The sequence below is a fragment of the Algoriphagus yeomjeoni genome, assembly GCF_049821175.1.
Classification (GTDB): Bacteria; Bacteroidota; Bacteroidia; order Cytophagales; family Cyclobacteriaceae; genus Algoriphagus; species Algoriphagus yeomjeoni_A.
In genome coordinates this window covers 4,860,787-4,882,500 of record NZ_CP187512.1, presented here as the reverse complement: position 1 = coordinate 4,882,500, position 21,714 = coordinate 4,860,787, and the positions used below count along the sequence as shown (strand labels likewise).

General features: G+C 40.7%; 19 protein-coding genes (1 of these 19 only partly in view). 6 read left to right on the top strand and 13 right to left on the bottom strand.

Going from position 1 to position 21,714, the window contains the following annotated elements:
- The 4 genes in view from tsaB to rpmH are tightly spaced (at most 48 nt apart) and all read right to left on the bottom strand, a layout consistent with a single transcriptional unit that may run on beyond the window.
- A protein-coding gene (gene tsaB / locus ACPUEN_RS20190; RefSeq protein WP_425637724.1) for a tRNA (adenosine(37)-N6)-threonylcarbamoyltransferase complex dimerization subunit type 1 TsaB crosses the window boundary here: on the bottom strand, nt 1-447 show its 5' portion. 243 nt of this gene lie to the left of the window's left edge; only the first 447 of its 690 coding nucleotides appear in the window; the start codon lies at nt 445-447; its stop codon lies off the left edge, out of view.
- A 5-nt stretch (nt 448-452) separates the two neighbouring features.
- Complete coding sequence (locus tag ACPUEN_RS20185; protein ID WP_425637723.1) at nt 453-2,114, bottom strand: S41 family peptidase; 1,662 nt, start codon at nt 2,112-2,114, stop codon at nt 453-455.
- Nucleotides 2,115-2,121: 7 nt separating this feature from the next.
- Nucleotides 2,122-2,496 (bottom strand): ribonuclease P protein component, encoded by a 375-nt coding sequence (rnpA, locus tag ACPUEN_RS20180; RefSeq protein ID WP_425637722.1) that lies wholly within the window; start codon nt 2,494-2,496, stop codon nt 2,122-2,124.
- A gap of 48 nt (nt 2,497-2,544) precedes the next feature.
- Entirely contained in the window at nt 2,545-2,703 is a 159-nt protein-coding gene (gene rpmH, locus ACPUEN_RS20175) for a 50S ribosomal protein L34 (RefSeq protein WP_091698287.1), read from the bottom strand.
- Between the two features lie 141 nt (nt 2,704-2,844).
- Here rpmH and ACPUEN_RS20170 point away from each other — a divergent pair, with 141 nt between their 5' ends.
- Nucleotides 2,845-4,485, top strand: a complete 1,641-nt coding sequence (locus ACPUEN_RS20170) for a M61 family peptidase (protein ID WP_425637721.1) — start codon at nt 2,845-2,847, stop codon at nt 4,483-4,485.
- 55 nt (nt 4,486-4,540) lie between these two features.
- On the opposite strand, the gene ACPUEN_RS20165 is transcribed toward ACPUEN_RS20170, so the two are convergent.
- The 7 genes from ACPUEN_RS20165 to rimO form a co-directional block, all read right to left on the bottom strand.
- Nucleotides 4,541-5,269 carry a peptidase, M16 family protein gene (locus tag ACPUEN_RS20165; RefSeq protein ID WP_425637720.1) on the bottom strand — a complete coding sequence of 243 codons (729 nt, stop codon included), beginning with the start codon at nt 5,267-5,269 and terminating at the stop codon, nt 4,541-4,543.
- 6 nt (nt 5,270-5,275) lie between these two features.
- Nucleotides 5,276-7,324 carry a M16 family metallopeptidase gene (locus ACPUEN_RS20160; RefSeq protein ID WP_425637719.1) on the bottom strand — a complete coding sequence of 683 codons (2,049 nt, stop codon included), beginning with the start codon at nt 7,322-7,324 and terminating at the stop codon, nt 5,276-5,278.
- A 26-nt stretch (nt 7,325-7,350) separates the two neighbouring features.
- Complete coding sequence (locus ACPUEN_RS20155) at nt 7,351-8,682, bottom strand: M16 family metallopeptidase (RefSeq protein WP_425640213.1); 1,332 nt, start codon at nt 8,680-8,682, stop codon at nt 7,351-7,353.
- 193 nt (nt 8,683-8,875) lie between these two features.
- Nucleotides 8,876-9,871 carry an adenosine kinase gene (locus ACPUEN_RS20150; RefSeq protein ID WP_425637718.1) on the bottom strand — a complete coding sequence of 332 codons (996 nt, stop codon included), beginning with the start codon at nt 9,869-9,871 and terminating at the stop codon, nt 8,876-8,878.
- A 230-nt stretch (nt 9,872-10,101) separates the two neighbouring features.
- The gene (locus ACPUEN_RS20145) at nt 10,102-11,265 is read right to left on the bottom strand and encodes a hypothetical protein (RefSeq protein ID WP_425637717.1); all 1,164 of its coding nucleotides are present in this window, start codon (nt 11,263-11,265) and stop codon (nt 10,102-10,104) included.
- 392 nt (nt 11,266-11,657) lie between these two features.
- Nucleotides 11,658-12,203 carry an REP-associated tyrosine transposase gene (locus ACPUEN_RS20140; RefSeq protein ID WP_425637716.1) on the bottom strand — a complete coding sequence of 182 codons (546 nt, stop codon included), beginning with the start codon at nt 12,201-12,203 and terminating at the stop codon, nt 11,658-11,660.
- A 179-nt stretch (nt 12,204-12,382) separates the two neighbouring features.
- Entirely contained in the window at nt 12,383-13,696 is a 1,314-nt protein-coding gene (rimO, locus tag ACPUEN_RS20135; RefSeq protein ID WP_425637715.1) for a 30S ribosomal protein S12 methylthiotransferase RimO, read from the bottom strand.
- A gap of 234 nt (nt 13,697-13,930) precedes the next feature.
- Here rimO and ACPUEN_RS20130 point away from each other — a divergent pair, with 234 nt between their 5' ends.
- Together ACPUEN_RS20130 and ACPUEN_RS20125 are read left to right on the top strand one after the other, a co-directional pair.
- Entirely contained in the window at nt 13,931-14,188 is a 258-nt protein-coding gene (locus ACPUEN_RS20130) for a type II toxin-antitoxin system ParD family antitoxin (RefSeq protein ID WP_425637714.1), read from the top strand.
- Nucleotides 14,175-14,471: a type II toxin-antitoxin system RelE/ParE family toxin gene (locus ACPUEN_RS20125; RefSeq protein ID WP_425637713.1), complete on the top strand. Its 297-nt coding sequence runs from the start codon at nt 14,175-14,177 to the stop codon at nt 14,469-14,471. Before ACPUEN_RS20130 ends, ACPUEN_RS20125 begins: the two co-directional genes overlap by 14 nt.
- Nucleotides 14,472-14,595: 124 nt before the next feature.
- On the opposite strand, the gene ACPUEN_RS20120 is transcribed toward ACPUEN_RS20125, so the two are convergent.
- A complete protein-coding gene (locus ACPUEN_RS20120) occupies nt 14,596-15,690 on the bottom strand; it encodes a hypothetical protein (protein WP_425637712.1) in 1,095 nt (364 codons plus the stop codon).
- Nucleotides 15,691-16,011: 321 nt separating this feature from the next.
- Between ACPUEN_RS20120 and ACPUEN_RS20115 the strand changes: the two genes are divergently transcribed.
- Nucleotides 16,012-18,021 (top strand): alpha-ketoacid dehydrogenase subunit alpha/beta, encoded by a 2,010-nt coding sequence (locus ACPUEN_RS20115; RefSeq protein WP_425637711.1) that lies wholly within the window; start codon nt 16,012-16,014, stop codon nt 18,019-18,021.
- A gap of 220 nt (nt 18,022-18,241) precedes the next feature.
- Complete coding sequence (locus ACPUEN_RS20110; RefSeq protein WP_425637710.1) at nt 18,242-19,570, top strand: DUF5723 family protein; 1,329 nt, start codon at nt 18,242-18,244, stop codon at nt 19,568-19,570.
- 136 nt (nt 19,571-19,706) lie between these two features.
- Here ACPUEN_RS20110 and ACPUEN_RS20105 read toward each other — a convergent pair whose 3' ends face one another.
- A complete protein-coding gene (locus ACPUEN_RS20105) occupies nt 19,707-20,867 on the bottom strand; it encodes a glycoside hydrolase family 5 protein (RefSeq protein WP_425637709.1) in 1,161 nt (386 codons plus the stop codon).
- 147 nt (nt 20,868-21,014) lie between these two features.
- Between ACPUEN_RS20105 and ACPUEN_RS20100 the strand changes: the two genes are divergently transcribed.
- A complete protein-coding gene (locus ACPUEN_RS20100; RefSeq protein WP_425637708.1) occupies nt 21,015-21,710 on the top strand; it encodes a hypothetical protein in 696 nt (231 codons plus the stop codon).
- Nucleotides 21,711-21,714: the final 4 nt, after the last annotated feature.

Sequence of the window (21,714 nt, the reverse complement as noted above, 5' to 3'; positions counted from 1 at the left end):
TGATTCTTCATCAATTATTTCAGAGTCAAGTTTAGTGACCGTTTCTAATTCCTGGTCGAAAACTTCCCTATAAACTTCCATCCTGCGAGCGTCAAGCATAGCCACTATCAACCCTTTTCCTTTTATCTGTGACTTTGCACCATACGCCAACGCTTTCAATGTACTGATTGAAATCAGAGGTATGTCTCCTGCAAAAGCCAATCCCTTGGCAACAGAAACTCCAATCCTTAACCCTGTGTAAGATCCTGGGCCTTCAGAAACTGCAACAGCTTCCACATTCTCCATCGCAAGTTGACATTCGCCCAGGAGGGAATCTATCATTTCCATTAGCTTTTCAGAATGAGCACCTGGGACATCCAACGATTTTTCCTTCATCAACACCCCATCCTTATGCAGTGCTATGGAACATATCGGTGTAGACGTCTCCAACGAGAGAATAACTGCCATACTACTTATTTTGACGAGGCTGTTAATACCATTTTGATCTTCTCTGGCTCTTTTAGGTACTCTTTAGCAAGTAGCACATCTCCGTCATCCTGCAAACCCGCCTGAATCATTCCTTCTTGGAAATAATATCTAGACACAATCTCCTGAGAAAGAATTTTTTTGATTTCCGCTTTATTAGTTACCAAATCTTGCTCCTTGCTGTGATTCACTCTTTTTTCAAGAGAATCTATCTGAGCTTTGATCTCATCGTAATAATCTACCTTCTCAGCATTTTTACGCATATCCTCAACAGATTTCTCCAGATAGGTTGTGTAATCGTATTCTTTGTCTCCCAGCCATTTTACAAATTCTTCATAATCAGAATCCGAAATTGAAAATGTAGCTGGATCTGCAACCTCAGAATGATCGTAGAAATATTCAGTTGCATAATCAAACACATGATTTCTCGCTACCAAACTATATGAAATCGGCGCGTAGTTTCTTTGATCTACACTTTGATCAGGTTCTATCCCAGCTCCATCCATTACTTTTCTGCCATTTTTAGTGTAGAATACTTTTCTCAAAGAGTCTGGGACAGTGATCAATTCATTACTTTCTCTGCTTTGTAAATAATCAATAGCCTGAATACAACGTCCACTTGGAATATAATACTTGGCAGTAGTCACTTTCATCTGGGCATTATAAGTCAGCGGAACGGTAGTTTGAACCAGACCTTTACCAAATGACTTTCTTCCTATCAAAACAGCTCGGTCATAATCCTGAAGTGTACCCGCGACAATTTCCGATGCTGACGCACTATGCTCATTCAGCAAGACGACCATTGGAATGTCCTTATCAACTGGAGTTTTACTCGTCTTATAGGTGTAATTTACGTTTTCAAGCTTACCAATAGTTTTTACAACTTCTTTTCCTTTTGGGATAAAAAGGTTGACAATCTCAACAGCTTCATTCACCAATCCACCTGGATTATCTCTCACGTCCAGCACCAGTCTATCTATTCCTTGGCTTTTCAAGTCAACTAGAGCATTTCGTACTTCGGTAGAAGCATTGGTAGTAAACTCTGCCAATTTGATGTAGCCAGTATGCTCGTCCAGCTTTCCGTAATATGGAACATTCTTGATCGCAATTTTCTTACGGATCACATCAAACTCAAGCGTATCTTGATCTCTTTTCACTTGTAGATGAACAGGAGTATTTGCAGGACCTTTTAGCAAGGTTGACACATCTGATGTTCCCAAGGTCGTCACGTCGGTAGAGTCTATCTTCAAAATATAATCAGCAATCTTCAACCCAACTGTCTGCGCAGGAAAACCAGTGTAAGGCATGATCACCATGCTTCCTTCACCCCTATTTCCTATCAAAGCTCCAATCCCGGCATATTCCCCAGTCGTCATCATTCGATAATCGTCAGAATCTTCCTCAGGAACATAAGTTGTGTATGGATCAAGCTCCTCCAACATCGCATTGATACCTATGGTCACCAATTCATCTGGATCAATATCATCCACATAATAAGAATCAAGCTCACGGATAAGAGTCGCGAAAATGTCAATGTTCTTAGCTATCGCAAATAGCTTGTCGTTCTTAGGGTTGAAGGCAAAAAATCCTGTAAGTACAATTGCTCCCAATAGGAAAACCAGAAGGGATTTTTTTAATGATTTATGCATGCTGTTGTTAGTTTTCGCTTACGATACTGGCTAATTTTTTCAAAGCCATAATAATTTTGGTCTCAATTTCTGAAAATTCCATCAGATCGGAACTTACATAAATTAAGCCAATAGACATAACTGGTGCAGAAGGCGGGATCAGCGCTTTATTGAGACGGTAGGCCTCTCGCATTCTCCTTTTTACAAAGTTACGCCCGACCGCCTTTTTGATCTTCTTCTTCGAAACGGAGAAAAGCACCTGAGAGGTTCCACTACCCTGATCCTTTTTAACAAAAAATTGGACTTTAAATGGGTATAAAAAAAAAGAGGAACCTTCGTTAAAAAGTTCCTTGATAAGTTTGTCGGCATGAAGCCGCTCACTTTTTGGGAGTCTGTAATTCATCACAAGGACTATAATCGTACGTGAACATACGAAAATCAGTGCTAAGAATTACTTCTTCAATGTCTTTTCAGAAGAAACAGTCAACTTGTGTCTTCCTTTTGCTCTTCTAGCTTTCAGTACTCTTCTACCGTTAGCAGAAGACATTCTTTCCTTAAAGCCGTGCTTATTTTTTCTTTTTCTACGAGAAGGTTGAAATGTTCTTTTCATGATCGAATATCTTTATCTAATTGCTTGCTTGATTAAGTCTCCTTGGTTTGCCTCCCAAAAAGGAATGCAAAGATAAGTACCATTTCCTTAAATGCAAATAAGCCAAATAACATTTGTTTGAATTCATTCAACTTACTCCTAATGAAATTCCTAATAAAATCCCAAAATCCAGTATCTCAATTCATCCAAATCACGCTATACATTCCTGTAAGGCATCTTTCACAGGTGCGGCTGCAGCTTCCCACTTGGAGAGCAGGACGTTATCAGCTCACAAATTACGTTCAAAATATTCGAAATCTCCAAGTTATCTCACCAAATGGAGACCCAATTTCTCATTCCAAGTTGACGAAAGATCTATGGGAATTCAGTCCCGACCATGTGGGTGAGTACAAGGTTCGTTATGAATATTACTGCGCTAAGATGGATGCCGGTTCTTGTTGGGTGGATGAGGAGCAACTTTATTTGAATTTTGTCAACTGTTGTTTTGAAGTTGAAGGCCGATCTGAAGAGCGGATTCAAGTGGAAATAAACCACCCTGACAACTTTAATTATTGCACTACTTTGTTGACAGAAAACGGTGAGTTCTTTGCTTCAAACTTTCAGCAATTGGCTGACAGTAGCTTTTTAGCTTCGCAAAGCTTAGCACATGAATCTTTTAAAGTTGGAGATGTCAACTTCCATTTATGGTTTAATGGCGAGATTCACTTTGATTTAGCAGAGTTTAAAGCCAACGTCCAATCGTTCGCTGAGAAACAAATTGAGGCGTTTGGTGAATTTCCAGTTGATGAATACCATTTCATCTACCAACTCCTACCCTATGCCCATTACCATGGTGTCGAGCATCAGCGGGGAACGGTAATAACTTTTGGGCCAGCAGAAAATTTATCTGAACGTAACCACTTAAATGAGCTTATGGGCGTGAGTTGTCACGAGCTGTATCATGCTTGGAACGTTTGCCAGATCAGGCCGCAGGAAATAATGCCCTATGATTTTTCCAAAGAAGCCTATCACCAGGCGGGATGGATAGTAGAAGGGATCACTACCTATATGGGTGATATTTTCTTATTGAGATCTGGGTACTTCTCACTTGAGGAATATTCCGAAACATTTGAAAAGGTACTCAATAGAGAATCTGTGAACTTCGGTTGGAAAAATCAATCCATTTTGGAATCCAGCTTTGACCTATGGATAGATGGATATGTCGCGGGGATTCCTGATAAAAAAGTGAGCATTTACACCCATGGGGCGTTGATAGCTTTTTGTCTGGACGCGATGCTATTGGATGAGAATTCATCACTCCATCAGGTGATGAAGATCCTTTGGAGGAAATTCGGGAAACCAAAAATTGGATACACGCTGGAAGAAGTCTGGGAGGTAATACTTTCTCAAACCGAGCACTCTATATACTTTAATCAGTTCTATGAAGATTTTATTGCAGGAAACGAAGATATTTTCCCTGTGGTGGAAAAGCACCTGAGTTCTTTAGGCATTGAGCTTGGCAGCAAGCCTAAGGAAGACCATTTAGCCTCCACCTTCGGTATTATCAAATCAAAAGATGGTAAAATCACTAAAATCCATCCCGACGGTGAAGCTTACCAAAAACTAATGGTTGAAGATGTGATCAAATCAGAAGAAATAAAGGATGGAATTTTGAGCATATCAATCATTCGGTTTGGGCGAAAGCTAGAGATCGAATTGACTTCCTCTGCATCCAATCTATTTAAAGACTTTTTCTTGATAGATAAAAAAAGTAACCAGAAGCGAACTGCCTGGATTAGCTAATAAAACAAAAGGACTGCCTTTTCAGACAGTCCTTCTTGCTTTATTTGCTTAGCTACTAATTAAACACGGAATCGTCCAAGTCCTGGTTAAACTTAATCGAAGTAATCTTTGCTTCCAGTGGCATTGGCATCATGCTATTGGTGATCACCATTTTCATAGGCATCATAAGTCCATCCACTTCCTGATAGTCTTTGTACTGGATAGTTCCAGCAATTTCAGACACTGTCTGAATCTTAAGACCAGTTTCCACGCTGTAATATTCGATGGTATTAGCGTCACCTCCGGCTTCAAAAGAAAGTTTATAAGCTTGCTCTCCTCCTACTTCCTCAGTTCCCTCAAAAGTCACGGCGATTCCTAATTCATCTAAATACAATTCACGAAAAGCATAAACCTGATTTTTCAATACCGCAGACACTTGCTCTTTTGTCAAGACTTGTTCCTGCCCCATTGCAGTTACTGTGCCTACTCCATCTTTCACTACTGTCTTTGACATCACATTGCCATTCACTTCAGTGACATTCAGTAGGCGTTCATTTTCTTGATCCGTTACACCTGAGATGATCAATTTCATACCCTGGATTTCGGCTTCCATATTCATTTCCACGTTGTGAACAGCCTTCATCTTGGATTCACCACCTATCGCTTTCACGTAACTATCTATCACTTCCTTGACAGAATTATCTTTACTGATTTTGGATGGAAGTTCTTTTCCACCAGTGCTAGCTTGCACTGCAATTGGAGCCAGAAGTAGCGCTAACGCTACTATAAATGTATTTTTCTTCATAATTGCTTAATTAAAATCCGTTTCAGTCAATTCCGGATTGATTTCAATATTTGTGATTTTCGCCTCAAGAGGCACAGGTATCATTGCAGATTTGATGGTCTGAGTCATTGGAATCAAGACGCCATTTTTCTCCTGGTAATCACTATAAAAAGTATCACCGGAAATTGGGTTTTCATTTTTGATTTTCAATCCAGATTCTACTGAGTAGTAATTAGTCACAGTAGACCCTAATGGAGTAGCTACGATTACTTTGTAAGCCGGAGTCCCCTCCACATCTTTAATTCCATCAAGCGTTAACGTATACCCCATTGCTCCAAAATGTAACTCTGGCAAAAAATAAGTTCCAAGTTTAGCGGCATCTATTTGCTCATCTGTCATAGCCATTGATTGACCCTGTACGCTTGTTGTACCTTTCCCGTCTTTTATCACAGAGGTTTGCATCACATTCCCACCTACAAGGGTCTTTTGCGCAAATCTCATATTTGCATCATCATGGATCAATTCAATAGTGAGCTGTGTACCCATGACTTCTGCTACCATCTCTAATTTTGCAGCTTTAATGGCGCTTGCCTTGGCCTTACCACCAATTGCGGCGATGTAGTTTTCGATGACTTTTTCAGATGTCATATCTGCATCTACAGCAGCCATTTCTTTGGCAGGGAAGCCCATATTATCATACAGCTTCACTTCACCAAACTGCGACAATTTATCCTTAATCTCGGTACCGTTTCCTACAGCTGTGATATACAGTTTACTTGGATCGATTAGATCGTTCGCAGTTTTGTTTATATCAGCGACAGTCAAGGCATTCATTTTTTGCAAATAGGTCTCATAATAATCGGCTGGAAGATCATATCGCTCGATGTTCAGCGCAAAGTTTGCTATCGTGCTAGGACTTTCAAGTGACCTACCAAATGATCCAGCAAGGTTGGCTTTGGCCTTATCCAGTTCTTCCTGAGTAACTCCTTCGTCTACTAACCGGTTGATTTCATAGATAAATTCTACCACCGCAGAGTCGGTCACCTCCGTACGGACTGAAGCTCCGGCTGAGAATTCACCAATAAGTTTATCTGCAGAGAAAGAAGAATAGGCACCGTATGTATAACCTTTATCCTCTCGCAGATTCATAAATAAGCGGGACGAAGATCCTCCACCGAATATTTGATTCAATACTCTACTTGAAATATAATCCTCATCTCCAAGTGTCAAATCAATTGGCTGAGCGATATCAATGACCGTTTGCACTGAAGAGCTACGATCTACTAACCCTACCATTGTACTGGTAGCTGGAGCTGGATCGTCATAAGTGAATTTTGGCACATCGCCCGGCTCCCAATCGCTAAAGTATTTTTCAACCACTTCTTCTGCTTCCGCTTTACTCATATCACCTACAATAGCAAGGTAGGCGATGTTAGGTTTGAAGAAAGTATCGTAGTAAGATTTCACGTCTTCTAGTGTGATATTACCTATGGATTCCTCAGTAGTTGACTCGCCATAAGGGTGATCCTTGCCATACACCATTGCGCTGGAAAGTCGTCCTGAAATAGAATTGGGATCATCCTTACTAGTGGCCAACCCAGTTAGTGACTGCTTCTTTAATTTTTCCAATTCCTCCTCAGGAAAAACCGGGTTATATAGCACGTCTGCCATAAGGTCAAGTATTTTTCCCTGATGCTTTTTCAGGGAAGAGGCAGATACAGAGGTAGATGATACTCCTAGGTTTGCACCGATAAAGTCAATCTCCTCGTCTATCTGATCTTTAGTTCGGCTTGAGGTACCAGCCATCATCATTTGACCTACAAAACCAGTCAACCCCGCCTTATCTCCTTCGAAAAGAGGATCTCTTTCCAGGACTAAGGTGAAAGAAACACGTGGAAGCTTGTCATTTTCTACCAAAAACACTTTTAGCCCATTGTCTAGGGTAAAGGTTTCTGCTTCGCCAATTTTAATTACGGGCGCTGGACCGGCTTTTGGAAATTGACTTCTGTCCACCTGAGCAAAGCTCACGACAGACACCAAAAGGCTTAATACAAAAGATATTGTTATTTTTAACATGTCATTTCGATTTAAAGATGGATCAATTACTGAGCTGGTTCAGCTGCTGGTTTTGGTAAATAGTACAATACTACCCTTCCATCAAGAGTCAAATACTCCTTAGCTACTCTTTGGATATCCGCTTTAGTCACTTGACTGTAGGCATCCATTACCTTATTCACATAATTAGTATCATCATAGATCACATGTGCCTCAGCTAAATTTTCTGCCACACCAGCCATAGATGAATTTCCACTTACTATGTTATTCTCCATTATATTCTGAAGTTTCTCAAAATCCTTGTCCGAAATCCCTTCATTCTGAACCTGCTTCACAAGCTTATCTATTTCTGTTTCTAAGTCTTGTGGCTCAACACCCATATTGGTAATGCCATACATAATAAAAATCCCTCCGTCTTCGAGATCTAGTGGTATAGCTGCTAGTGCTAGCGCTTTCTGCTGCTTATCTACCAGCTCTTTGGTCATCAAGGAAGAATTGCCGCCCGTGAGGTAAGTAGAAAGCATAGACATAGCATAAGAATCCTTATCCGTTTTTGGAGGAAGATTGTACGCCTGAATAACCGCCGGAATCTGAATATTATCATAGATGATATCTCTGATTTCAGTGGTCTTTCTAGGTTCTTGAACATCCGGTCTGTAGATGTCCTTGGTGCCTTTTGGGATTTCGGAGAAATATTTCCTTACCCATTCTTCTGTCTGCGCATAATCTATATCTCCAGCGATGGTTAAAGTCGCATTGTTTGGAACATAGAAATCCTTGTAGAATTGCTGAAATTCTTCGATTGACGCTGCATTCAAATCATCCAGCGAACCAATAGGTGCCCAGCGATACGGGTGAACAGAATAGGCTCTTTTCAACGTTTCGATCAAAATGCTACCATATGGTCTGTTATCATAACTTTGACGCTTCTCCTCTTTTACTACTTCTCTTTGTGTTTCTACACCTGTCTGATCTACTTTGGAATGCAGCATACGTTCACTTTCCATATAAAGCGCCAGTTCCAATTCGTTTGAAGGAAGTGATTCGTAATAATACGTGATGTCATTAGAAGTGTAGGCATTTAGCGTACCTCCATGCGACTGGATAATATTCATGTATTCTCCACGATCGATATTCTCAGTACCTTCAAACATCAAGTGCTCAAAGAAGTGGGCAAAACCAGTTCTGTCAGGTTGCTCATTCTTTGATCCTACATGATACAGCACAGATGTCACCACGATTGGCGTGGTATTATCCTGATGCATGATCACATGCAGTCCGTTGTCCAAGTCAAATTCCTTGAACTCAATTTTAGTTTGGGAAAAAGCTGGAGCGCTTAGCATTCCTGCCACCAACCCAAAAACAGTAAGTTTTCTCATCATAGTATGTTGGATTATATTCTCGTAAATAAAATCTTTAAATGGTACTTCAAAAGACACAAAATCAAAACCTCTTGTTTACCATTCATCCTAAATTTTCCTAAAAAAATAACAATTAACTGTAATCTAAAAATTTAGGATAAAATATTAATAAAAAATAAGGGGCTGAAAATTGAATTTTCAGCCCCTTATATTATGGATTTAGCTTAGCCAAAAGATCCTTTGCTTCATGCCATTGAAGCCTAGGCCCAAATTGACTGACGATCTTGGAGCTTGCCATAGATGCTAACTTGCCGCTGGATGCATAGCTATGTCCATTCGTAATTCCATACATAAACGCACCGGCAAACATATCACCAGCTCCGTTTGAATCAATCGCAGTGGTCGCGTAAGGCTCGATATCGATGAAGGTATCTCCATCAAAGATCATCGCACCATTTTTTCCTTGAGTGATCACAAAGTGCTTTGCTACTTTCTTCAATTCTTCACGAGCTTCCAGCAAATTATCTTTGCCAGTGAAAATCATCGCTTCTTCCTCATTGGCAAAAAGTAAATCAACGCTTGCTCCGATCACCTCAGTCATTGGCTCACCGAAATACTTTACCATCGCCGGATCAGAAAAAGTCATTGCCACTTTCACTCCATTCTCCTCTGCTACTTTCTTTGCATGCTTCATCGCCTGCTTGCCATTCTCAGAAGTAATCAAGTAGCCCTCTATATACAAATACTGCGAATCTTTGATGGCTGCTTCATCTACATCAGCTGTGGAATAGGTCTCCGTAATTCCCAGGTAAGTATTCATCGTACGTTCAGCGTCTTCAGTTACCATTACCAGACATTTCCCGGTAATTCCCTCAGCCAAATTGCTTTCGTTCAGATTATGAGAGACACCCGCATCCTTCATGTCATTCATGTAGAAATGACCTAGTTCGTCATTGGCAACCTTACAAGAATAGTAGGATTTACCGCCAAACTGAGAAATAGCGATTACTGTATTTCCTGCTGAACCTCCACATTGCTTCTTTGCTTCTTCGGTGTTGATCACCGCCATGAGAGCATTTTGACGATCCTCATCCACCAAAGTCATGAGCCCTTTCTCCACGCCATTGTCAGTAAAAAACTGATCTTTTACTTTGAACTCAATATCTACTAAGGCGTTTCCTATGCCCGTTACGTCGTATTTTTTCATGAAATATATTGTAAAATTTTAAAATTGAAATATTGGGTTTAGGAGTTGTAAGGTGGGCTTGTCAGACTGAGCGAAGTCGAAGTCTATACCAGTAGGTCTTCGGCTTCGCTCAGACTGACACCAGTCAAATCGCATCATGCTCAGCATTCTTCATTCGAGATTTTAGAAATAGAAAATTAAGATACACACTACTATCAATCTCGTACCCCGAGCTATCGGGGTGTACTTCGTCAATCAAAAATCCGGTGTCTTTCAAAAGGCTTTGTCCTATCAAATAAATATCGATAGGTATGATGCGTTTTGTAAATATCTGCCAAAAGCTGTTCGCATACCCGCATCATCTTCGGATTGAAATCGCCGATCCAGTTCATTTCAATTGTTTTGTATTGGAAATCGGGTTTGCCGCTCATCTTATCGTAGGTGATTATCATGGCACTTTCCACTCCTTTCCCCTGATGCTCCGGCACTACTCCAAACACCAAACCTAGCATTTTGTTGGGCGGTGAAAATGTTTTGTACCAAAGGAATTTGAGCTTACCAATTAAGTCCATTTTGCCATTCACATGCTTAAAGATCTGGTTGATTTCCGGGATCTGAATAAAGAAAGAAACTGGCTCTCCTTTATAAAAACCAAAATAAATCAGCTTTTCGTCAATAATCGGTTTCATCTTGGCAAACATCAGCTGGGCTTCCTTTAGCGCCAGTGATTTCCCCATGTGCCTTGCCCAAGCTTTATTATACACCGTCATAAAGTATTCAGGTGCTTTTTCCTTCAGCTCCTTTCCCTTCAGGTAATGGAATTCATAGTCAGGATTATCCATGACGACCTTTGCTCGGGCAATCATTTTATCATCGAAGCCTAAACCTTGTACATTTCTGGCGTAGGTGAATTGCTTGAAATAAATCTGAAAGCCGTAATCCTCAAAAAACTTCTGATAATAGCCGAAGTTCCAGGGCATATTATAGTTCGGCTCAGTGAATCCATCCACGAGCAATCCCCACCATTTGTCGCGCTCACCAAAGTTAATTGGACCGTCCATAGCTTCCATTCCTTCGCTTTCCAGCCAAGCCTTGGCAGTATCAAAAAGTAAAAATGCAGCATCTTGATCGTCGATGCATTCAAAGAATCCCAAACCTCCAGTCGGTTGCTTTTCCTTCATCTTTGGATTGATGAAAGCAGCGACACGTCCAATGGTTTCGTCTTTGTCATTTTGCAAAAGCCAGCGCTTAGCTTTGGCTCCACTGCGAAAAAGTTTGTTGGTTTTGGTATGAAAAAGCCCCTCGATATCTGCGTCAAGAGGCCGGATCCAATTCTTTTCATTTTTATATAAGCTCACAGCCATCTCAATAAACTCTTTTTGATGGGCAGGAGTGCTGACTTCGATCAATTGCATTCGGGTGATTTTAGAATGCTAAATTAGACAGAAGGCGTGAAAGGGCAAAAATCAATTGCTTTGCTGCTTCTCACAGTTGTCCTGCTTCTCCAGAAGCAGGACTAAAGAAACCTAAAACCAAATCCAAATGATCAACTCTCTCACAACCGTAATGGCACCCACCATTAACTAAGCGTAGTCAAAAGCATTTCTCCGGAATTTGTCTAGATAATTAAACTTGTGATAGCCCACTTTGTCAGGTAGAATAACCTTTCGGTATAAATAAATACCCAATCCAAATAGGATTAAACCAACTAAAATCAACATCTTTTAATGTTTTTAAATACTGGCTATATAAAAGCAGCATAGCAATCCACCGTTGTGCTGCTTCTCCAGAAGCAGTACTCATTTAACTAGTATAATTCAATCTTTACTAAACCTTTTCTTCCAGCATAATCCCTCGCAGAGCTGAATAAATACTCTTCTGGGTCATCTACAATCAAAGCCTCAACAGGGTTTTGGTGGATATAATAAAGTTTCTGTTCCAAAAATTGATTTGATTCTATCGCCACAGCATGCAATCCATCGATCCAAAACTTATAAATAGTAATTCTATTTTGAGATGATCCTTTTTCTCTAAATGCTTTCAAAATCCAAGATGCACGGGATTCAACTGATTCCTTTTCTAAACTAGTCAAAATTTTCCTGGCTGTAAATTTCTTAAAATCATGAAGGGTATCACTTAGCCGAAAAGCTTCTTTTGACCTGCATAGTAAATGAAGATGATTAGACATTAGGCACCATGCAAAAATTTCTAACCCTTTCCTTTCAACGCAGAAATTTAGACTATCAACAACTTCTAGTTTGTATTCTTTTCTCGTAAAAACATCAATCCAATCTACAATTGTTAATGTCAAAAAATAAATGGCGTGTTGGTCTGAAACTTGGAAAGGTCTCATGAAAATTTACTTAAATGCAACCTGAATAATACTTTTAAAACAGTAATCTAAAAATAATGAAGAGATGCTTCTAACGCTATAATTTAAATCTAAAACACTGAAATGCTGCTTATGGAGAAGCAGCATAACGTCATCTAGTATCGTTGTCCTGCTTTTCCAGAAGCAGGACCTAAACGATTCTATTCCTCAACCTCTCCATACAGATCAAATTCTGTAGCTTCAGTCACTTTTACATTGACAAAGTCTCCAACTCGGCAGTAGTATTTGGAAGCATCAATCAAAACCTCGTTATCAACTTCCACAGAATCATACTCAGTACGTCCTACGAAGTGACCACCTTCTTTTTTATCAATCAACACTTTGAAAGACTTGCCAATTTTCTTTTGATTTAGCTCAAAGGAAATCTGCTCTTGAATCTCCATCAAGTTATTCGCCCGCTCTTGCTTCACTTCCTGTGGAATATTATCTTCCATAGAATAAGCATGCGTGTTTTCCTCATGAGAATAAGTAAACACACCCAGGCGCTCAAATTTCATTCGTTCCACAAAGTCCACCATCTCTTGATATTCCTTCTCTCCTTCTCCTGGATGACCAGCAATCAGGGTGGTACGAATCGCGATATCCGGCAAAATATCACGGATGTTATGAATTAGATTTTCTTGCTTTTCACGGGTTGTTCCGCGACGCATCGCTTTCAGAACATCTGTAGATCCGTGCTGTAATGGAATATCCAGGTAATTACAAATATTCTCCCGCTCTTTCATCACTTCGATTACGTCCATTGGGAAACCCGTTGGATAAGCATAATGCAAGCGAATCCAGTCAATCCCATTCACATCTGATAGCCTAAGCATCAACTCAGCGAGGTTACGCTTCTTGTAAATATCAAGTCCGTAATAGGTAGAATCCTGAGCGATCAAAAGCAATTCCTTAGTTCCACCAGCAGCTTTGTGCTCAGCTTCCTTCACCAATTCTTCAATCGGACGGGAAATGTGTCCACCACGCATAATAGGAATTGCACAAAAAGAGCAAGGTCTATCACAACCTTCAGAAATTTTCATGTAGGCATAGTGCGAAGAATGTGTCAATAATCTCTCACCTACCAACTCATGCTTGTAATCTGCTTTAAATTTCTTCAGAATCGCAGGTAAATCTCTTGTCCCAAAAAATGCATCGACCTGAGGAATTTCCTTCTCCAGATCATCTTTGTAACGCTGCGACAGACATCCTGTCACATAGACTTTGTCTACCAAACCTTGCTCTTTGGCATCCACGTACTGCAAAATGGTGTCGATAGACTCCTGCTTTGCATTGTCGATAAACCCGCAGGTATTGATAATGATGATGTTATTGTCATCCGTGCCCGACTCGTGGGTAGCGTTGATGCCATTGCCTCGAAGCTGGGTAAGTAGCACCTCCGAATCAACAAGATTCTTGGAGCAACCCATGGTTACAATATTGACTTTGTCTTTTTTTAACGTTCTCGCTTTCACAGTTTTCCTACTTTTTGAGGCTGCAAAGGTAGACAAAAAAGTAGCTTCGCACTTTTTTGAATTTAAAATTTGAGAATTTGAAATTTAAAATGCACTCTAAAGAACATAATTACTACCTCTATAAATTGTATCTCCTATATATCATAGCATTTAATAAAGATTGGAATTGACAAAAATTACAATTACCACTATATTTCACCAATAGTATGATGATTGGTGTAAATAGAATTTATTATGGGGACAATACGAAAAACACTCACATTCACAGAGCAGCAGGATAAATGGATAAAATCTCAGATTGAAGCTGGTGAATTCACCAACGAATCAGAATATGTACGGCATCTTATCCGCTCAGATCAAGCACGTAACAGCAAATTCATAGAATTAAAGTCCGCTATTCAAGCCGGCATAGATTCAGGTGTCAGCGAAAGAACTGTTTCAGAAATTATGAAGGAAATAGAAGAGCGAATGAAAGCTGATGGGCGCTTATAAATTATCTGAACTTTGTGATAAGGATATCGGTGGTATTTATGAGTATGGCATAGAACAATTTGGCCATAAACAGGCCAAAGAATACATTCAGGGGCTAAATGGGTCCTTTGAATCTCTTGCAAAACAAAGTTTCATGGGTTTAGATGCAAGTGAATTAATTCCCGAGCTACGCAGGCTGACTTTCAAGTCTCACATGATTTTTTACTTCACCACAGATTATGGCGCCTTAATCGTCCGAGTCCTACATCAAAGTATGGATTATCAAAGACACATTTTAAAATGATCATCAGGGAAATGGTGTATTTACCCAATTAATTAAACCTTCGAAGCTCGAGAAACCTCAAAGGTTATCCTTCCAAACGAGGTCGTGCGAGTTTCAGAATTTTAAATTCTTCATTTTAAATTCTTCAATACCCCGTTATCTCCTTCATCAATTCAAAAAATCCCTTCTTCCGCTCAGAGTTAATTCCCCAGTCAACTGGTACACTTTGATAACCTGCCTCAAATCCCTCATCCTTCATTCGGTAATCAAAATATCCCCAAGAAGCATAGGCTGAGATAGCTGCGGTGAAATTATTCAGTTCCTGATCGAAGTCAAAGTGATCGTCTTCATTATAGACAATGGGTTGGTTTTTGTATCCATTTACTCTTCTGGTTGCCTCTACTTGCTCGGTAATTTTGTTAGGATCTTTTACCCCATTTCCATGAAGCAGAATAAAATCGGAAGCTCGAACGACATTTTCCTTTGGCACCTCTCCTCCACCATAGCTAGTGCTGACAAGAAATCTATAGCCATTTTTCTCCTTGCTTTTCACCAGATCTATCAATTCATGAACTCGCTCAGGCTGAAGAATTGGATGGTCGTAGCGAATATTACATTCATTATTCACTTCTATCAGCACATGCTTGTAATCTTTGCTGTGCAACCAGTCAATTACATTGCTCACAGCATTTACCACTGATTTTTCATCAGCAAGGTTTTCATCCTGCCCAAAATAAAACAGTCCGAGCATAGGTGCCATTCCCAATTCATCTGCTTTATCCAATATCCGCTCCAAACGATTGAAATAAGCAGGTCGTAGCTCTCCACTTTCGGTGTAAGCAGAATTGATCCAAGGCTGACTTTGAGAATAGCCGTACGGACTTCCACCCTGCAGGTTAATCGTAAAGGATAACAAGCCGTAAGACTTCCATTTAGCCATATGGCTTACAAACTCGTCCGTATTCCGATCTGCATCCCATTTTTTAGTGTCTGGATATTCCCAATTTTTAACAGTTTCCGCATTTAGATCATCGAATACTCCTTGCACCATTCTGGAATTCATCAGCAAACCTTCTATCTGATGTCCATTCCAATTTCTGCCTGCGTATGTCAACTCCTCATTGATGAGAAATTTATCAGAAGAGATGCTAACAACCGTCTTTCGAGGAGTTTGGGTAAAAGCTGTAATTGCTGAAAAAAAATAAATACAGGTTAAAAAGCCGAGTGACTTGAGTTTCATAAGTGATGGATTTTGGGTCAACGTTTAGTCCTCAATTTCCAGTTTCTTTTGGACATCAACAGCTTATCTGCTGACATTTTTTTTGTTAAAACCCAATATTATCTAAAGATCACTTCCCACAACATAATGTTAAACTAAGCTTAACTCGCTTTATAAGTTGGACCAACACCTTTTTTCTACTTTTGAGACGTACAGCAAACTTTTTAACTCCTTGCATTTATTTTTCGCCCCGATTTATGTCGGGGCCCCTTGCGAGGCGCCAAGATTTATTTTTTGGCAATTTACTTCCTTACTGTACCTTAGGTAGGAAATCCTGAATTTATGGAAACTACTGACCTGACTTCCCAAAAAATGACTTTTGATAGAAAAAACTACAGCGATAAAATCCTGCTGGAGCTTTACGAGTCTTTACTTATGCCAAGGCGGATTGAGGAGAAAATGCTGATTCTCCTGCGCCAAGGCAAAATATCAAAATGGTTTAGTGGCTGGGGACAGGAAGCGATTTCTATTGGAGTGGTAAACGCACTTCAAGCAGATGAATTCATACTCCCTATGCATAGAAATCTGGGGATTTTCACTGGGAGAAATATGCCATTGGAGCGACTTTTTGCACAGTTTCAAGGTAAACTATCCGGCTTCACCAAAGGTCGTGACCGCTCTTTTCACTTTGGCTCAATCGAGCATCATATCGTAGGAATGATCTCTCATCTCGGTCCTCAGTTGGCTATCGCAGATGGTATTGGGTTGGCAGATAAACTTTCGAAGGAAAAGAAAGTGACCGTTGTATTCTCTGGAGATGGGGCAAGTTCGGAAGGAGATTTTCACGAAGGTTTGAATGTGGCTGCAGTCTGGAAATTGCCTGTGATTTTTGTTGTAGAGCATAATGGTTACGGGCTTTCCACTCCTAGCGAGGAGCAATTTGCTTTCAAATATTTTACTGAAAAAGGCCCTGGATATGGAATGGAAGCCATCCGCGTTCAGGGAAACAATGTGCTCGAAGTCTATGATCAGATCAAAACACTGGCTGAAGATGTGCGTCAAAACCCGCGGCCAATTCTCGTAGAAGCAATCACTTTTCGGATGAGAGGCCACGAGGAAGCATCTGGCACCAAGTACGTTCCAAAGCAATTGATGGAGGATTGGGCGAAACTAGATCCAGTAGAAAACTACGAGAGATATTTAGAAGAGATTGGAGTGTTGGATGAAAAGACAAAGGAGAAAATCAATAAGCGAATCAAAAAAGCGATCAATGATGGGCTGGATATTGCCTTCGCTGAGGAAGCCATTTCCCCAAACCTAGAAACTGAACTAGAAGATGTATATGCTCCCTTTTCGCAGGAAGTGATCTCTCCTACTCTAAACTCGCAAAAATCCGAAAAACGACTGGTAGATGCGATTTCTGATGGACTCCGTCAATCCATGGAAAAGTACCCGAATCTGATTCTCATGGGTCAGGATATCGGTGAATATGGAGGAGTTTTCAAAATCACTGATGGCTTCAAAACCCTATTCGGAGCCGACCGAGTTCGTAATACGCCGCTGTGCGAAAGTGCGATTATTGGTGCTGGACTGGGACTTTCCATCAAAGGCTACAAAGCTTTGGTAGAAATGCAATTCGCTGATTTTGTTTCTGTAGGCTTTAATCAAATAGTCAATAACCTAGCAAAAATCCATTACCGCTGGGGACAGCAAGCTGATGTGGTAATTCGCATGCCAACTGGCGCTGGAATGGCTGCCGGACCTTTCCATTCCCAGTCCAACGAAGCTTGGTTTTTCCATACTCCAGGACTTAAAATCATCTATCCATCCAACCCTTACGATGCGAAAGGCCTGCTCAATGCAGCTTTGGAAGATCCAAATCCCTACCTCTATTTTGAGCATAAGGGAATGTACCGCTCGATATCGGCGGAAATTCCAGATGAATATTATACCGTGGAAATTGGCAAGGCGAGACTGGCGAAAGGAGGAAGCCAAGTCTCTATCATCACCTATGGAATGGGCGTTCACTGGGCGATGAAAGCAAGTGAAGAACTGAATTTGTCAGCTGATATTTTGGATTTAAGAACTCTTTTGCCTTGGGATCAGGAAGCTGTGAAAGCTACTGTCAAGAAAACAGGAAAAGTGATTTTTCTCCAGGAGGATTGCTTGACAGGAGGAATCGGCGCAGAGATTTGTGCCTGGATTTCTGAGCATTGTTTTGAATTTCTGGACGCTCCTGTAATGCGGGAAGGAAGTCTGGATACGCCGGTTCCTTTTGCGCCAAGTTTGGAAAAACAGTTTCTGCCGGTGGAGCGATTTAAAGAAAAACTCAATCGATTAATTGAGTTTTAAGCTAACTCTAGGATTAGAATTTTTAGTTAACTCACAAGAAGTGTAAACTAAATACCGTTTTCTAATCCAAATACACCAAAATCTACCTCTCTCTTTGGCATAAAGCAGATTACTTGTAATTTTCACTGAATTCCATAAACCACAGGTTTATCCTGTTTTTCAGATTACAACTTTCTCTAATCCTTTTCATTTCAATAATCCTTTTTAACCACCATTTCCTATGAGAAAAAACTACTTTATAGTTCTACTTCCCGCACTGTTCACCTTTTCTATATCAACTTCCAAAGCACAATCTTTTGTTGGAAGTACTGTTGATAATTATGCGGGAATTCAATCCGTGCTAGTCAATCCTGCCAATTCCGCGGACTCTAGAATGAAGCTCGACATCAACCTATTTTCTGCCAGTGCTTTTGTTGGAAACGATTTCATCAGTGTGGATTTAAGTAATCTTAAAAACTTTACTGATGGTTTCGACTTTGATACTGATGCGGAAAAAAATCCAATGGACAACAACAATTTTTTTGGAAACGTGGACATCCTCGGTCCTTCTGCCCTTTTCAATCTCAATGAAAAAAGCAGCATCGCACTGACCACGAGGGCTCGGGGATTTTTCAATCTTCATAATATTGGTGGAGAACTTTACGAAGTAGCAAATAGTGGTGTTGATGTAGATAATTTTAATCTATCAATGAATAACTTGTCTGGTGTTGTTCATGCTTGGGCAGAATTTGGATTAACCTACGGCAGGGTAGTTTGGGAGCAGGATAAGCATTTCTTAAAAGCAGGTGCTACGCTTAAATACCTAGCTGGGGCAGGTGGAGTATTTGGATTTAGCCCAAACTTATCGGCTAACTACAATTCAACCAGCGACGCACTCACTACGGGAGGAAATCTAAATTATGGCTATACCTCAGGGTTTGATTCTGAAGAAATCAACTTTTCCGATGTCACTGCAGGTTTTGGGGCTGACTTAGGAGTGGTGTACGAATTCAGAGCTTCGGACGAATGGGATGAAAATCCCTACAAACTCAGAGTGGGACTTTCTGTGACTGATATTGGAGCAATCAACTATAGTGGCACAAGCAACTTTCGCTACGATATGAATGCAACCATCAATGCAAATGAATTTGAAGAAAAAGACTTAGAGGAAGTTCTTGCGGACAATTATGAAGGTTCAGAAACGATTGAAAAAACAAAGTTTGGACTTCCAACTGCGATTCAGGTTTTTGCAGATTACAGCATTACCAACCGTTTTTTTGTAAGTGCTCAAGGAGCTATTTCTGTCAAAAAAGTGTCTGATATTCCTGTAAGCAATATTATCAATGCATTCTCAGTCACTCCTCGATTTGAAATGAGATGGATCAGCGTCTATAGCCCGATCAGTTTAAGACAATACGATTCCAGCGTTGCTTGGGGATTTGGTTTCCGGGCTGGTCCAGTAACCATAGGTTCTGGATCTATTCTAACAAATCTGATTTCTAGTTCCTCCAAAAGTGCAGATGTGTATGTAGGTTTAAAAATTCCGCTTTATAAGGTAACAGGCTATTGATACAAAAGGTCTGGGAATTTATGACTCCAGACCTTTTTTCTTATACCGCTGTTAGTGTCTCACTAACGGTAATAGCAGATAGTCCCAATGTTATTTCGGTGAGTGAGACACTCACCTAGTCGGGGCATACGGAAAATCAAATCTGAGCTCTAAGCAGTTGCAAGAACTTCCGATCCAGCTTTTCCCCATACCAATCTTCGTATTCCACGTCTTTTCTACCAGAATTCAAAACTCCAAAAGTCCCAGAAAACTCCCAGATTCCGAATCCTATTCCATTTTCCTTCAATACTGTCAACACATCACCAAACCAGCTTAGGAATACGTCATGTGGGGTTTCATTGTAGCAGCCACATTCTCCGCAATGCACACCAACCCCCTGATCCACTAGCGCTTTCCAGGGCGCATAATACCTTCTGATCTCCTCAATATCCAACATCCTTTCTCCCTGAGTCAATGGCCAATCCACGGGTGGAACACTTTCTGGGTCTTTATACACCCAACCCGCTTTATAATGTGATATCGGAAAAGGATGATACCCACGGCAGCTTTGCGCCAGCTCCATATCCGCCAACTCAGGCATTGCCGTACCTCCACCCCCATTTCCATCTGCAATGACTATTCTGGATTTTTTCACTGATTTGATAGTGTCCAATGCAGCTTTGGCGACCCGATGATAATCCACTACATCTACTGGACCTCCAGGGCTATGCTGATCATTGGGATCTTCACGCTGATAAGGCTCATTGACCAGATCAAAGCTTAATTTCTTCTTTGAGATTCCTTTGTATCGGGTTGCCCACATTTCCCAGTGCGCACAGAATGCATCTTGAGCTTCCTGATCTTTCCAGAGATTATAGGGTTCTACGAAACCCGCATTGATGCAAAACCCCGGTGCTCGATGGAGATTCAAACTCACATGCAATCCCTGAGAAATACAGCGCTCAACGAGCTCATCCACCTTCTCCAGACGGCTTTCGTCAAAATTTAATACCTCATCAGGACGAATCGGAAGAGAGCGATCTATATCCAAGTAGCTAGGATAAGAAATAGGAATTCGGGCAAAATCAAATCCCCAATCGGCTATCCATTTCACGTATTCTGGCTTGGTCGGCCTACCACGATCAGGATGATCTGAGAAAAAGTCGAGTAGGTTAAAGCCTTTCCAGGCAGGAAGTTTGTTTTTGGATTTTGCTTCTTCAGCGTAAGCCTGAAGCGAAGTGCCAGCGGCTAAGCTAAGCCCTGTGCCAATCAAAGCTGATTTTTTGAGAAAATCCCTGCGGGAATCTGAGGTGTTCATGGGTTAGTTGTAGGTTTGATACCATTAAGATACTAAAGTCAGTCAAACCAAAAGAAGACAATACATAGATGGTTTCTGCTTTATTTTACAGGGATTCAGAAAACAAAACCACCTCTTTTTCACGTATGCATAACTAACTCTCTACTTATGCGAAAATCCCTAATCATTCTTTTACTTCTGATCAGCACAACAAGCTTGCATGCTCAATTCTTTATAGCTGGTGGACATCTCAATGGAGGCTTGCCTGTTTCGAAACTGAAGAAAGAAGTGGACAAAACATTCTTCCCAACTCTCAGTGGGATTTTACTCTATGAACTCTATAATCAGCCAATACAACTGGGATTGGAAGTTGCGTATGGCATTTACGGAACCAAAGTAGAAAAGCGGAACGACCTGTATCCAGGGTATACAGATGAATTTCGCCTGAGAAGAAACAACAATTACACCTCAGGAATGGCGGTTTTTAGATACTTGCCTTCTCTCACGAGCAAAGTCACTCCTTTCATAGAGATCCAAGCGGGTGCTAACTACCTCTATTCCCGATTTAAAATTCGCCCATCTATTTTTGAAGAAGTAGTGGAAGCAGGAAAAGACATGCAGGACTGGGCATTTGCGTATAAAATCGGTGGAGGAGTTCAATTTCCACTTCTGGGAATAGATGGGGGAAAACTGGAGCTGAGAGTAAATTACCAAGATGGAGGGACTATGCGATTTCTAACCAGAGGAGATACCAATTATTTGCCTAATAAAGGCGATGGAGAATTTGATTACAATCCACGCCAAAGCCCACTTCAGTTGATTACAGCTTCGCTGGGGATAGTGGTGTATGATGCGTTTAGGTGAAAAA